Raw genomic sequence first — 14,635 nt, 5'->3', positions numbered from 1 at the left:
AAATAGTAAGTTGAACATAAAAAGCATTCTAAAAAATAGTCTTGCCAGAAATGACTAGGATAATCACGGTAATTGGATTTTCATGTGTTTGTCATTGCTTGAATCGGGAAATATATGGGTATTAAATATAGGGAGAAACATTTTTTATTAAATCATAGCTGAGCCGCTTTCACAGAATGGGAGTTTTTATGTTTGAAACAGATATCAGTCGGACTGATTCCTGCGCCTGAGCTGCCCGAGGATATAGTCAATAAGCTGGCTGGCAGTCTTGCATCTGCATTTTCAAGGCAAATTGACAGTACGATTTCCTGGAATGTTGAAGTTGTTCGTGATCAGCTTACGGGTGCTTCAGGAAGAGGCGATGAGATTATACAACGGGCGGTAACATTAAAAAAGGAGAACAGCTGGCATTATGCGATATGTCTGACGGACATGCCTATCTTCTCTGATAAAAAAGTTGTGCTGGCAGAGGATGATGACCGGTATGGTGTTGCACAGATTTCCTTGCCGGCGTGTGGTGCGTTCCCCTTAAAGACCCGTGTCAAAAAAGCGATTATACAAATGGTTGGTGAATTATATTTCCGTATGGACGGGGATAGTGGCCATTCGATACAAAATAATAAAAAGCTGTTAAGAAGCGGACTTGTTTTATCCCCAGTCAAAATGGTTTTGCCAAGCGAGCGAAATACCGGAGTCCGGTTTATTGTGGTACCAAGGATACAAGGGATTTTTCGACTTCTGGCAGGGATGACGTATGCCAATCGGCCATGGAGAATAATTCCGGCTTTTAAAAGTGTCGTTGCAATCGCCTTTGCCTCCGGTGCGTACGGGTTGGTTTTCACGACATTGTGGAGCATCAGTGCAGCATACGGTTATTTGCGGTTCATTGTACTCATGATAGTTGCAATGGCGGCGATGGTTACCTGGATCATTTTCGCGCATAATTTATGGGAAAAGAACTCCGTAAGAACCAACCGGAAGCTAACATTGCTCTACAATATGATAACAGTGGGAACGTTAACGACTGCAGTATTAGCCTATTACATCGTCATGTATGTTTTGTTCCTGCTGGCGGTTGTCTTTTTCGTTCCGCCTGATCTGTTTGAAAGCACAGTTGGACTTGGAGAAGAAGTTACTTCCGGCCATTTCTTTCAGCTTGCGTGGCTCGTCACATCCGTTGCAACTATTGCAGGAGCTATCGGGTCGGGTCTTGAAGATAACGAAGCAGTTCGGAAAATTATGTACGGGCATCGTCAACGGCAGCGCTATAAAGAGACAGAACATAATGAGGGTTTTTTGGAAGAATGAAGGCAGGGTGGTTTATGGACATCCCGCTTTCATAAAGTAATCACAATCATCCTGATTTCATAATATAGAAAGGATGGAAGCAATGGCGGAAAAATCCATCAGCATTTCTATAATCGTGGTATTAATGATTTTTTTACCCGGTTGCGGATCAACAGTAAAGGAGGACAGCTCAATGTCTGACAAACTTGCATTTCAAAAAACCAAAGTGGATGCTGCACCTGATAATGTTCAGGAATGGATCCGGCAAAACCGTTCAAAGCAACAGAATAAAGTGTTTCGTGAAAACGGGAAAACGTATGTTGTAATCCTGCTCGGTCAAAAGACAACAGGCGGTTACAACGTGGAAATGGAACAAATCCGTCGGGCCAAAACAGAAAATGGCAACAGCATTAATCTGGTGAGCTACAGTGTGACAGAGCCCGAGCAAGGTTCCATTAATATTCAGGTGCTGACATATCCTATGGCAATTGCAGTATTGGACGGTGAGGTGAAAGGAGAATTTCAATTTAAACGGAAGAAAAATGGGGAAAAATAAAGGGTTTTGGCACCTTTTCGCCGAATATATACACAGTGAAACGATGTTTATATCCAGGAGGTAAGATTAATGTCCAAGAAGGTATTGATTATTGCTGGTGATGCGGTCGAGGCACTGGAAATCTACTATCCGTATTTCCGCTGTCTGGAAGAAGGCTATGATACGGTGATTGCAGCAAGTTCCGCCAAGAAGCTGCATACGGTTGTCCATGATTTTGTCGGCTGGGAGACATATACGGAAAAAGAAGGCTATCAAATTGAGGCAACAGCAGGGTTCGATGAAATAAATCCGGAAGAATATGATGGACTGATTATTCCGGGAGGCCGGGCGCCGGAACATATTCGTCTGAATGAGCATATTCCGGCTATCGTCAGTCACTTTTTTGAAACCAATAAGCCAATTGCTGCCGTCTGTCATGCAAGTCAGGTGTTAACGACGGTTAAAGATCACCTCATAGGAAGGGAAATGACGGCCTATATTGCCTGCAAACCGGAAGTAGAAGCAGCAGGATCAACGTATATTGAAGAATCAAACCATACTGACGGAAATCTTGTAACCGGGCACGCATGGCCGGATGTGCCCGGATTGATGAAAGAGTTTATTCGACAGGTTAATAGTCGGTGATATTCCAGGCGGCCTTAACTTATGTTAGGCTGCCATATTTTTAGTGATGAAAAAGTAGTATGTGTTCCAATACATTATTGAATCTATATCGATTTTTGATAATATGAAATAAACAGCAGTTTACTGAAAATTCTACTTGATAGGGGATATGGAGATGACTGAAAAGGTAGTGCATGCAATTCAGGATGAATATCCGGATGATTTTTCTCATTGTTATGGATGCGGCAGGCTGAATGATGAAGGGTATCATCTCAGAACGGGATGGGACGGCAAACAGACGGTGACCGTTTATTCACCGAGACCTGAGCATACGGCAATTCCCGGATTTGTTTATGGGGGACTGATTGCATCGTTGATTGATTGCCATGGGACAGGATCTGCTTCACTCGCGCTGCACCGGAAAAATGGCCATGAGCCAGGTGATGGTGTGGAACCGCCGCGATTTGTAACAGCATCATTGGAAGTAAAGTTTGTAAAACCGACACCTAAAGAAGTACCGCTGAAAGCAATCGGCACCGTGGAAGAAGTACATCCGAAAAAATTTAAGGTACATACGGAAGTTTTTGCCGGTGATGAATGCTGTGCGAAGGGTGAAGTTGTTGCAGCAGTAATGCCTGCAACATTTGCACAAAAATAAAAAAACCATGCAGCCATCTGTTTTGCAGGTGGCTGTAACTGTGTATGCAAGATGAGACAGGGGGGAGATTTGTGGCCGATTATCATGTCAGGCAGCGTGTTGTAGCAAATGAACTGTATAAGCTCGAGAAAGGCAACTATATCGATAACCGTACATATAAACAAATACTAAGTGCACACAAACGCTATTATGAGCATCTGGAAGAAGCAAAGGGGCAGCCAAAAGAGGATCAAGGCAGGCAATCCGTAAAGCAGGAGCAATACACTGGGCAGGAGGAAACATCAATACCATCCAATTCAGTGCAGGAGACTTCGGCGCGGCCGGAATCAGAACGTGTTCAGCCACAGCCAAAAAAGGTGAAAAAATCTTTGTCATCAAAAGAAATCCGCGAACGTAATATTACATGGTCATTGATTCTTGGGGTAATCCTGTTACTTATTGGCGGCACGGTTCTTGCAACAAGTACATGGGATATGATGGGTCCCCTGGCGAAAACCGGGATGATTGCACTTGTTTCATTACTGTTTTTTGGTTTGGCTTATTTCACGAGAGTTGTCTTGAAGATTGAGAAAACAGCTTTTGCGTTCCATGTGCTTGGCGCCCTGTTTCTGCCGATTGTGATTATATCAGCGGGTTATTTTGAATTATTTGGCCGCTATTTTTCTTTTTCCGGTGAAGGACGCTTTCTGTTCGGTGCAGCCGGTAGTCTTGTCATATTGCCGGTTTATCTGCTCCTGGCAATCCGATTGGCTTCCAGGTTGTTTGTATGGTTTTCCTATGTCGTGTTAACCCTTTTTGCAGGCTTTGCTATTGCTTCCCTTAAACTGCCTGTTGACGGGTACTACTTGGGTATTATGCTGTTCAATGGCGCATTAATTTTTGGCTGCCATTACTTGAATAAATATGAGCGCTTTAAACTTTTCACAAAGGAATTTGTTGTTTATATCCAGGCAAATTTGATTTTGTCCACCGTGCTGATGCTCACTCTTTATGATCATGAACTGGTCCATGGATACAATTTGATGCTCACAGCCGTTTTGTATTTTTTCATGATATTTGTAACCAGTCACAAGGGCTATCATTTTGTATTCAGTGCTATGCTCGTATATGGTGCCTATCAGTTAATTGAGTTCTCTGCACTTGATGAGGGTGGAGCGGTTATTTATGCATTGCTCGGCTTTGTATTTTTGGCATTGCCAAAATATCTGGAAGGTGCGGGGGCCTTGCAAAAGGCATTCCGGGTGACAAGTGCGGTCGTTTCTGTGCTGGCATTTTTGTATATCAGCTTTGAAGGTATTTTGCTTCGGATGAACGAACCGTCTATGGTGCTGTTGATTGCTTATATCATTATTACAGCAAATTTTGTATTTTTAACCAATCAGGCTAAACGTCCGCTGTTTGCGTATTTGAGCGCGTCGTTTATGATGTCCGCTTTATATGAGGCTGTGCTGATCTGCAGGGATATGTTTGGATTTGAATCGATGGTTCTTCCGGTATTTATCGCGGGGTTGTTCCTGTATATTGTGTTCGGCTGCCGAATGAACGCGGGCTTTCTGGACCGTGTTAAACCAGCTGCACGTGATGTAGGCGGCGTCGTAATGTTCTTTTGTGTAATATCGGGTTATGTTGTGGTTTCCCCGTGGCAACTCGGCGTTATGTTTCTTTTATTGGCGGTGGCTGCGTTGGAAATGGACCGGTTTGAAAACCGCAAAAGTCTTATCGGTGCTGATGTTGCTGCATGGATTCATGCGGTAGCACTTGGATTTGCGGCAATAGCATTTTTATCTGACAGCAAAGTGCCATATCTTGATGCAATGGATGCTGCCAACTATGTGTTTGCCGGTCTCGTGATGTTGGTTGTGTCCATGGTTTGGAAGAAAACCAAGCGAAATGATTTTCATCGAAGTACTTTTTTTGCAGCACAGGGTTTTTATTTTTACGGTTTAGTGATGACATTTGGCTTTGCATTTGATGATGTCTTGCGAACGCTCGTTGTACTGGGCGGAGTTGGTATGGCTTATTTGGTTTACCGAAAAACAAATTGGCCGGCAATACCTTATGTGATCAGCACACTTTCACTGCTAGTTTATTTTACGGCGCTGTATGCGATTTATATCGAGGCTGATGTGACATCAGACTTGTTTCGATCACTGCAGTTCATTTTTGGGGCGCTGCTGCTTTTAGGAACAGGTGTTATTATCGGAAAGCGTGATCGTTGGCTGATGAAAAGTTTTCTGCTGATTGGTCATCTGTATTTGCCGCTGTCCGTATTGTTCACGTTCTTGTTCTCCGGCGAGCAGGCAGTTTGGGCCTTTCTGATCGCAACAGCTGTATACGCAATGAGTGTCTGGAAGGCGAAACCGGATGCAGTGGGAACGGTGTTTCTGTATTTCTGTGTTACAAGTTTCTGGGCTGCGGTATCGCTCGGATTTATCCTGCTGGAATTCGACGCGCTGGTACATTATGCCTTTTTCATAACAAGTGGTGTGGCAGGGGCAGCCTGGGTTCTTTCCGGAAGTTCATGGGACCGGAAAATTGCTTATTACGCTGTTCCGTTTTCGACAATCGGCATGATTGCGTTCCTGTCTGTTCAGCCATTTGCATTGCTGCCATTTGTGGTGTTGATTGGCTACACAATTGGACTGCTGTATATGATGCATATGGAGAAATGGGATTTTTTCAATCTTGCCCCATTAATCCTTCTTTACATCGGCGTTATCCAATTTTGTACAGAAAAGCTAACGTTTGAGAATGCGGAACAACTTGGTATAACTGTTTTTGCTGTCATGCTGACCATTGCGGGCTTTCTGTTATACCGGATAATTTTCCGCAACCCCTCAGTTAAGCAGGGGTTGCCGGTTATGGACTGGTATACGATTGTCGGGGTGCTGGCAATGATCAGCCTGTATATAGCTGCATCTGAAGTATTATGGACACAATTGCTTCCGGGTCTTCTCCTGTTCGGAAACTTATTGCTGCAGCGAAAACGTATTCCGCTGGCAGCACCGAAATGGGTTGTTTTTGCCGCTTGTGTATTCCTTTTGCAGCCATATTATACGGTGCTGGGCAATATATCATTACCGGATCTCCTCGAACGGGAGCTATATGTATTGCCCTGGGTTGTTCTGGGAGTCTTATTCAGAAAGATAGACCGCAACATGCATAAATCAGCTGTAACGTACACAGAATGGTCGGTTCTCGTTATCGTTGCATTACTGCTTGTGCAGGACGGTATGGCCAGTTCGACCATATATGATGCCCTGATTATCGGGGTGCTGTCACTCGCCTCGATGCTCGCCGGGACAGCATTTCAGCTAAAGTCGTACTTTTTTGTCGGTGCAGGGGTATTGCTGTTAAACGTTTTCCTGCAAACAAGACCATATTGGGGCAATCTGCCGTGGTGGGGGTACCTCCTGATTGCCGGATCAATCCTGATTACTGTGGCAAGCTATAATGAATGGCATAAGCAAAAAACAGCAAATGGAAAACAGACATTGCTTAGCGTATTCAGAAAAAAAGTGGTACAGAAGATTAAAAAGTGGGATTGATAACTGCAGGGGAGCTTTCATTAAGGACTAACGGCAGGATTTATAGGGAAACGGGTCGAATGATTTAAGACAGGAGGTAGTCGGGTGATGTCAACGGAAATTATGTATGATTATTATGTTGAAAAAATGGGGGAAGGTGACCCTGTTATCTTTTTGCCGGCAGCCGGATACCCAGGAAATGAAGGGCTGAATATAGCCGAGTATCTGGCAGAAGGCTTTGAAACACACATGGTGGATTTGCCTGGTATAGGGAAAAGCATGGGGATTCAAGCTCATCAGATTCATTCGTTAGAAATGGCGAAATGGGTGAAAGAATATCTGGACCAGCAGAAGTTTGATAAGGTGTCAGTTATTGGACACTCATTGGGCGGTGCCCTGGCATTGGCATTTGCTGTTCATTTTCCTGCCAGGGTGAAAAAACTGGTCTTGCTCGATCAAGGTCATAAACCGTTTCCGCGTATTCCAAGACGTGAATTTGGCATGTTCGCATATGCAGTTCCTCTATTAAACATTGCAGCAGCATTGTTTGGAAAGCCGATTTTAAGATTGCTGGAACCAATATTTTCAGACAACGACGATGCCGATTCGAATGAGAGAGTCAAACGGTTTTGTGAAATTTTTGCCATTGAAGAAAATAAATACATACGAAAGGCGCATGAACGAAATATCGGTTTTTCGGTGGATATGCTAAATTTATATTTTGGTTTTTATCGGTTACAGATGCCGAAGCTGCTTTCTCAGGTTAAGGTGCCGACATATCTGGCGTATGCAACATTTAAAGGGGTAGATAAACAGGAATACGAAAATACATTGGAACACGTGGAAAAAATGAAACGGCATACCCAGCCGCCAATCACCTACAGACCAGTTGACAGCGGGCATTATGTGCATTGGAGCGATCCGGCTTTATTACCTGATATGAAGTTATTTTTAGAGCAGCAGTGAAAATTATCCAGACAGAGGAGGGATATGTCGTAAAGGAGGTTGGTGTGGACATATTAATGGGAGTTCGCACGTTTGAGGGGGAGGTTTGCAGCCAACACACACATATACTGCTGCAGAAGATGAGCGGATTTCGTATGCTGTATTGCGTTTGCTCCGACGTGACGTGATTGAAATACAGGTTTTGAGAAAATGGCTGCAGCAGTTTGCCAGCAACAATGGAGAGGAATGGCTATCCTGCTTGTCCTCGGCACACATGGCCAGTACATATGTCAATGTAAAGGGTTTTTTGCGCAGTTTGTATTTTCAATTGCTGCTTGCTGGAAATCCGCCTCCAGGTACTGAAAAATTTAATCTGATGCTGGTTGATACATTGAAAGAAATGAACTTTTGGATTTAGCAGATAATAAAGTATAAAACTTTCTTACTGCATAAGTGCAACTAAGGCTGTCACCTAAAGGCTTGGTGACAACCAAGTTTTCTAATGAATGAATCGATTCGCAAAAATTACTAAGGCGTGGAAAGAAAGGGGGATGTTCTTATGAGTGCCACAAATCTTCATGAACCCATTCATCGTTCCAATCAAACTACTGAGCAGCTAAAGGGTTGCTTAGCCTTTTTTAAGTGGTTGTTTCTGCTGGTTGCAATCGTATTGTTGGCAATCATGATTTTTAAAATAGATGATACGGATTCATCCGGTTTGCGAATCTTATGTATTATTGTTGCGGCTATTTTTGGAGTCCTTGCTCTATTTGTACATTGGTTTTCCAAAGATGGGGAAGTGGAAACACACTTTGAGCTAAACGAGACTGGAATACATGAATACGCAATTAATCATAAAACGAGAAAGGAATCGGAATATCATCTTTTGTTTGAGGATATTGATAAAGTATTAATCGGCAATTATGTGAATCACATCAATTTCCCTACCGGACAGGGAGTTGATTTCAACAGATTCGGAGCATTAATTATTTTGATAAATGGAGCGGAGTCGTATTTTGAAAAAGCGGAGAATATGGATGAGTTTAACGATTGGGTAACACGTCTGGAGGATAAACAATGTCCCATATATTTTACAGATTATAATTTGGCTCCGGCACTCAGGGACAGGTCAACACATTATGTCGATTTCACAAAGATTAAAGGTGTGCCGTGGAGCGACATAACGGAACCCCCTCCAGTAGGCCAGGAAAGCAGGCGGAATCCTTTTCTCACTTGGGAACATGAAGGCGAATTAAAAGATCCAGGGGAAAAAGAAAGAAAAGAGGTCACAAGGAAAGCAGAGAAACTAAGTGTGATTGCACTGTTTGTTTACGCGCTCTTTGCAGGTGCGGTGATTTTACCGGGTTTGCCCCTGGACGGGGAAGGGGCATATGAAACGAGTAGTACCATATTATTTGGTATAACGATGGTCAATATATTGATACCGAGTGTTCTGGTGTATTGGAGAAACTATACAAAATGGCGCTTGCCGCTGCAATATCTGGTAGTGGCCATAATCGGCAACAGTATTGCTTTGCTCATTATTTCGCTGGTGACGCATGCCGACTTTGTGTTTTGGCCAATTCTGGTAATGAATGTAACCAATTTGTTGTTGGGGTGGTTTCCGGCACTGATTGCGGTGAAAATGATTAAGGTTATCTTTGAATTTTTGACCAATCGGAGCAGGTAGGATAACAGCGGCAATCAGTTTTTCTCAATTGTCCACACACGGTCATGATTCGAATTTTGCGGGAATTTTTCACCTGACTCCAGTTTAACGATTTTTGGATCGCTGACACTTGTTCCAGTTTCACCGATTTCTTTATACACACCGTTTTTTGGCGCTTTTTGCCCGAAACGAAAATGACTGTATTCACCCATTAATAAACACTCCTTGTAAATTGTTTTACTTTTAGTATGGCTTTCAAATGGTGTATTATTCGTTAAAATGAAGGATAATGATGCTTCCCGCCTAAAAAAGGAGGGTGACGCGCTGCAACCTGGTTAGGTTTTAGAAAAAAGTAGTTTGATGGGCAATAAGAAATGAAACTTTTTGGCTGTTAAACAGTATTACATAATAGGACTCATTTTGGAGGTTAAAAGATGCTTACTATTCCAGAGGAACTTTTGCTGCTTGCGCTTAATGATGATAAGGGAACGGTTGTCTTTTCAGCCGGGAGTTCGTTGAATTATGGCCTGGCTGGTGCAGCTCTTGCTGAACTGACCATAGAGGAACGAATTGGTTTAGAAGACAAAAAAGTTGTGGTAATTGATGAAACGCCAACGGGTAATAAGGTGAATGATGCAGTTTTACAACAAGTAATCGAGGCAAGGAAGCCAAAAAGTGTCAAACGCTGGGTACAGAGTATGAACTATCGAATGGGACAATGGAGAAAAGATATGCTGCGTGATTTGGTGGATAAAGGTGTGTTGGAGGAGAAAGAGCAAAAAATTCTGTGGGTATTTAGCCGAAATACTTATCCCACGGAAAGAGATGTGCCGGAACAGCAAATACGCCAACGGGTGCATGCAAGTATTTTCGGTGATCAGAAACCTGATGCAAGAACCGCTATGCTGCTCAGCTTAATTAAGGCTTGTAACCTTATCAATGAGGTGTTTTCTACAAGGGAAAAGAAAGAAGCCAAAAAGCGGATTGATCAAATTAGTAAGAATAATGATTATGGTGATGCGGTGAAGGTTTCAATAGATGCAATGCAGACTGCCGTAATCGCTGCCTGTGCTGCAGCTGCGGCCAGTTCAGGTGGCAACGGTGGAGGAGGCGGAGCATAGAAATATCTAAAAGAGTCACCCCCGGCAGATTAGCTGGAAGTCGCGCGAGCACACTGCCATTTCGAGCGACCCACTGTCTGAATCGAGCGAGCGCATCTTGTTTTCGAACGAACCTGTGGTCAAATCGTGCGAGCTGTACTTGAACTCGAGCAAGAACCGACTAAACCAGGTAAGTATTATTTAAATCACTCGCCAAACTAAAACCGCGCAACCTTAAAAGTGTTACGCGGTTTTTACTGTTATTCTATTCTGCTTTACCAACGACAGTCAGTGTCGCTTATTAAGCCATAACACACCGGATTTAGCAAGGCGCGGGAGATACCCGGTAACCGATCGGGTCATCATTTCCCCGAATCCTTCTGAGCTTCCAAGCGAACCGAGTGTTCCCTTTAATTTTATCTCTTTCGGCTTGTCTGGTTGGTTTCCGTTTAAAACAGCCGTAATAACTGCTGCAACCCGCTCTCCTTGTTCACCCGCTAGCTGTCCGCTCGGGGAATGTTCGGATGATGCACAATCGCCGACGACATAGATGTTCGGTGACTCAGGAATTTGAAAAAACTCATTGACGACGAGCTTTTCCTGTCTGTCCTTTTCAAATGGTAATGCACTTGCAATATGGTTCGGTTTGACTCCGGCAGTCCATACCGTCACATCATTCACGTAACAGATACCATTGTTGCAAACGCCATCTTTCTCGACATATTCGACGTTGGCATGGTGAACAACTTCCACGTCCCTTTTCAAAAACCAGTTTTCCACATAGTTTTGAATTTTTGTGTCAAAAGCTTTTAACACGGAAGCACCGCGATCAAGCAGGCGAATATTCAAATCCGGTCTGCTTTCTCTGATTTCGGAAGCTACTTCAATACCACTCAGTCCTGCACCAACAATTGTTGCCTTTCCGTACGCTTTCAGGTTGCCGATTGCCATCCCGGCACGACGGGCTGCGCCAAACGATTGAACGCTCTCCGTAAATTTGGATGCGCCTTCGATCCCATGGTAGTCGTCTTCACAGCCGAGTCCAATAACAAGATAGTCAAATGGTACCGGCTCACTACGGTCATGAAAATTAATCTGCTGTTGTTCATTATCGATTTCCTTGATTTCGGCATAGATATAGCTGACTTTTTCATGTTCCGGAAACTCCATACGGACATCTTTATCAGCAGATGTCCCGGCAGCAATCGTGTAAAATTCCGTTTTTATAGAATGATACGGGTTCCGGTCGATGACGGTGATATGAACATCCTCAGGAAGGTTTTGTTCAATAAGTGAAACAACAATTCGAAGTCCGCCATAGCCACCGCCTAAGATGACTAAATTTTTCATAGCAAAAACCCCTTATGTACATATAAATGCTCTCACTGTTAAGATTACCAAAAGTTACTCCAGAAGACTAGGAAAAGCATGGAATTGTTGTTTTTTGTCGGATAATACCAAATTAGAACAAGGCAAACATGTAGAATGGAGTGGAAAAGTTAACGTTATGACCACTATTGATTATGGTGCAGCAATCTTTTGAACAGTTAGGTGATTGTAAGTGGGGCAATTAACTTACAGAGGGAAGAAATGAATCTTCCCTCTGTATAAAATTATTACTTTATTGATTTTTAATGACCTTTTCCATCGAATGAATTCTTCCAAGGTGGTTTGCTTCATGGAATGCTGCCATTACAGCCAACTCCCCAACTGTCTCATTACCGAGAAAAGGCTGTGGTAATTTTTCATCGAATTTCTTTGCAGGAATTGAATTTAATCGTTCCAGCTGTTCCTTCAACTGCTGCTCCAACTTTTCCACAGATGGCACATTATCCGGCCAATCAGCAGGTTTTGACCCGGGTCCGAACAGGTTTTTATATTCTTCGGGTATGTTATCTGAGTTGTCCGGAAAGCCAAATAAAAATTGCTCTGTTACCGTCAGAATATGACCGATATGCCAATGGATGGTGTTGTTGAAACCAATCGGCTGGACATCAATACTTTGCGGGTCCAGACCGCTTATTTTTTTCAACAGCATATTTCTTGTTGTGTTGAACTGTGTGTACATTAATTCACTCATCGTAATTCCTCCCTTTCTGTCTACCATACTAATTTCCTTTCTCAGATTAAAATAAAACATCTTGACTAAAAAATGAAGAAAGCATATAATACAAACAAATGTTTAATTTCTAAACAAGTGTTTTAACCAAGGAGGCCGGTTTCGTGAATGAACGGGAAAAAAAGCTGCTGACGCTAATCAGAAAAAATCCATACGTTTCCCAGCAGGAGCTGGCTGATACGCTGCAAATGTCGCGTCCCTCTGTTGCCAATCTCATATCGGGGCTTGTTAAAAAAGGGTATATTCGCGGTAAAGCGTATATTTTAAATGACAGTAAGCCTGTCATTTGTATAGGCGGCGCAAATGTAGATCGGAAGTTTTACGTAAAAGATTACTTGCAGATGGGCACTTCCAATCCAATTCATGCAAATCAGACAGTCGGAGGGGTTGCACGCAATATTGCGGAGAACTTTGGGCGGCTTGGTATGGAAACAACCTTGCTTACGACTGCGGGTAGAGATGCTGAGTGGGATTTGATTGAGGAGGTATCATCTCCGTATATGACACTTGATCACGTGAATCATTTTTCCAATCAAAACAGCGGGTCATATACTGCTATTTTGGACAAACAGGGTGAATTGGCAGTCGGATTTGCGGATATGGACATTTTTGACCGGATGAATCCGGAGTGGCTGCAGAACAGTGCTTCAATATTGAATCAGGCAAAATGTGCAGTTGCTGATTTGAATTGCCCGAAAGATACATTGCAACTGCTGACACAGTTAACGGCTGCACAGGAAATTCCGCTTGTTTTAGTAACTGTGTCGGCACCAAAAATGCAAAATATGCCGGAAAAATTGGAAGGCGTGACATGGGTTATAACAAATCGCACGGAGTCTGAAGCATATTTTGACTGCAAGCTGACAAGCGAAGAATCGGTTCAAAAATGGCTTGACGCCGGCGTGGCAAATGTTGTGGTAACAGAAGGAAGTGAAGGAGCGGCAGTCGGTAATCGTTCTGAGGGTATTCACCTTGTCCCTGCATTGAAAATCGATGATGTATCAGATGTAACTGGTGCAGGGGACGCATTTTCTGCGGCAGTCACTTATTCATGGCTGGAAGGGGAGGACATTTTCAGTTCTGTGAAGGCTGGAATCGTCAATGCCAGCAGAACGTTGCAATCCTCATTTACTGTTAGACAGGATTTATCAGCGAAAAAATTACGCGAAGATATGGAGGAAGTATTATGAAGGAATATGTATCTTTATCAGAAGAAGTGATGGCTGCAAAAGATCAGGGAAAACCGGTTGTTGCATTGGAATCAACGATCATTTCGCATGGCATGCCATACCCGCAAAATGTACAAACAGCACGGGAAGTTGAGCAGATTATTCGCGACCGCGGCGCAGTTCCGGCAACGATTGCAATCTTTGAAGGGAAAATAAAGATTGGCCTGAGTGATGCGGAACTGGAGGATTTCGGCAAAAGTGAAGGAGTTGCCAAAGCATCAAGACGTGACTTGCCATACTTACTTGCTACCGGACAAAAAGGTGCAACAACAGTAGCGGCAACGATGATCTGTGCTGAACTTGCCGGTATCCGCATATTTGTTACTGGCGGCATTGGCGGAGTGCATCGCGGTGCAGAAACATCGATGGATATTTCTGCTGACCTTGAAGAACTGGCCAAGACGAATGTTGCGGTTGTCTGTGCAGGTGCAAAATCAATTCTCGACCTCGGTTTGACGATGGAATACCTGGAGACTAAAGGTGTACCTGTTATGGGATATCAGACGGATGTTCTGCCTGCCTTTTTCACACGGACAAGTGCCTTTCCGGTGAATTTCAAAGTAGACGATGCAGCGAGTGTCGCACGGACATTAGAGGCAAAATGGGATTTGAATCTTAATGGTGGAGCAGTTGTTGCGAATCCTATTCCGGAAGAACACGCGATGGACGAAAGGGCTATTACAAATATTATCAATACAGCATTGAAAGAAGCAGCAGAAAACCATATTTCCGGTAAAGAGGTAACGCCATTTTTACTCGCCAAAGTTACCGAGTTAACTGGTGGGAAAAGTTTGGATGCCAATATAGCACTGGTCAAACACAATGCAGCAGTTGGTGCAGAGATTGCCGTCCAGCTTGGTAATTAAGGGACCCCTTTGGTATGACTCGCTGAACAAAAGGCCAGGCCGCTGAATGAAGTGAGAAACGCACCGAACAAAAGGC

14 protein-coding genes are annotated in these 14,635 nt (G+C 43.5%); 11 read left to right on the top strand and 3 right to left on the bottom strand.

The window, feature by feature from the left end:
* Window positions 1-192: 192 nt before the first annotated feature.
* The 8 genes from ABD010_RS12765 to ABD010_RS12730 all read left to right on the top strand — a co-directional run bounded on the left by ABD010_RS12765 (window position 193) and on the right by ABD010_RS12730 (window position 9,266).
* Window positions 193-1,308, top strand: coding sequence for a hypothetical protein (locus ABD010_RS12765; protein ID WP_343813694.1), 1,116 nt, complete (start codon window positions 193-195; stop codon window positions 1,306-1,308).
* 172 nt (window positions 1,309-1,480) lie between these two features.
* On the top strand, window positions 1,481-1,843 hold the full coding sequence (locus tag ABD010_RS12760) for a protease complex subunit PrcB family protein (RefSeq protein ID WP_343813690.1): 363 nt from the start codon (window positions 1,481-1,483) through the stop codon (window positions 1,841-1,843).
* A gap of 69 nt (window positions 1,844-1,912) precedes the next feature.
* Complete coding sequence (locus ABD010_RS12755; RefSeq protein ID WP_343813687.1) at window positions 1,913-2,467, top strand: DJ-1/PfpI family protein; 555 nt, start codon at window positions 1,913-1,915, stop codon at window positions 2,465-2,467.
* A gap of 154 nt (window positions 2,468-2,621) precedes the next feature.
* Complete coding sequence (locus ABD010_RS12750) at window positions 2,622-3,104, top strand: PaaI family thioesterase (RefSeq protein WP_343813684.1); 483 nt, start codon at window positions 2,622-2,624, stop codon at window positions 3,102-3,104.
* A gap of 71 nt (window positions 3,105-3,175) precedes the next feature.
* On the top strand, window positions 3,176-6,652 hold the full coding sequence (locus ABD010_RS12745; RefSeq protein ID WP_343813682.1) for a hypothetical protein: 3,477 nt from the start codon (window positions 3,176-3,178) through the stop codon (window positions 6,650-6,652).
* A gap of 87 nt (window positions 6,653-6,739) precedes the next feature.
* A complete protein-coding gene (locus ABD010_RS12740) occupies window positions 6,740-7,597 on the top strand; it encodes an alpha/beta fold hydrolase (protein ID WP_343813680.1) in 858 nt (285 codons plus the stop codon).
* 85 nt (window positions 7,598-7,682) lie between these two features.
* Window positions 7,683-7,994, top strand: a complete 312-nt coding sequence (locus tag ABD010_RS12735) for a DUF2785 domain-containing protein (RefSeq protein ID WP_343813678.1) — start codon at window positions 7,683-7,685, stop codon at window positions 7,992-7,994.
* A 141-nt stretch (window positions 7,995-8,135) separates the two neighbouring features.
* Complete coding sequence (locus ABD010_RS12730; protein WP_343813676.1) at window positions 8,136-9,266, top strand: hypothetical protein; 1,131 nt, start codon at window positions 8,136-8,138, stop codon at window positions 9,264-9,266.
* Window positions 9,267-9,280: 14 nt separating this feature from the next.
* Here ABD010_RS12730 and ABD010_RS12725 read toward each other — a convergent pair whose 3' ends face one another.
* Window positions 9,281-9,457, bottom strand: coding sequence for a YjzC family protein (locus ABD010_RS12725; RefSeq protein WP_174615085.1), 177 nt, complete (start codon window positions 9,455-9,457; stop codon window positions 9,281-9,283).
* Window positions 9,458-9,679: 222 nt separating this feature from the next.
* Here ABD010_RS12725 and ABD010_RS12720 point away from each other — a divergent pair, with 222 nt between their 5' ends.
* On the top strand, window positions 9,680-10,366 hold the full coding sequence (locus ABD010_RS12720) for a GOLPH3/VPS74 family protein (protein WP_343813673.1): 687 nt from the start codon (window positions 9,680-9,682) through the stop codon (window positions 10,364-10,366).
* Window positions 10,367-10,633: 267 nt separating this feature from the next.
* On the opposite strand, the gene ABD010_RS12715 is transcribed toward ABD010_RS12720, so the two are convergent.
* Both ABD010_RS12715 and ABD010_RS12710 read right to left on the bottom strand, forming a co-directional pair.
* Window positions 10,634-11,695 (bottom strand): NAD(P)/FAD-dependent oxidoreductase, encoded by a 1,062-nt coding sequence (locus tag ABD010_RS12715; protein WP_343813670.1) that lies wholly within the window; start codon window positions 11,693-11,695, stop codon window positions 10,634-10,636.
* Between the two features lie 271 nt (window positions 11,696-11,966).
* On the bottom strand, window positions 11,967-12,425 hold the full coding sequence (locus ABD010_RS12710) for a DinB family protein (protein ID WP_343813667.1): 459 nt from the start codon (window positions 12,423-12,425) through the stop codon (window positions 11,967-11,969).
* Between the two features lie 143 nt (window positions 12,426-12,568).
* Between ABD010_RS12710 and ABD010_RS12705 the strand changes: the two genes are divergently transcribed.
* Entirely contained in the window at window positions 12,569-13,654 is a 1,086-nt protein-coding gene (locus ABD010_RS12705) for a PfkB family carbohydrate kinase (RefSeq protein ID WP_343813664.1), read from the top strand.
* Entirely contained in the window at window positions 13,651-14,559 is a 909-nt protein-coding gene (locus ABD010_RS12700) for a pseudouridine-5'-phosphate glycosidase (RefSeq protein ID WP_343813661.1), read from the top strand. The genes ABD010_RS12705 and ABD010_RS12700 overlap by 4 nt, the downstream gene beginning before the upstream one ends.
* Window positions 14,560-14,635: the final 76 nt, after the last annotated feature.

This window comes from Virgibacillus siamensis (genome assembly GCF_039522605.1).
Classification (GTDB): Bacteria; Bacillota; Bacilli; order Bacillales; family Amphibacillaceae; genus Lentibacillus; species Lentibacillus siamensis.
The sequence above is the reverse complement of the archived record's forward strand: the minus strand, read 5'-3'. Positions and strand labels throughout refer to the sequence as shown.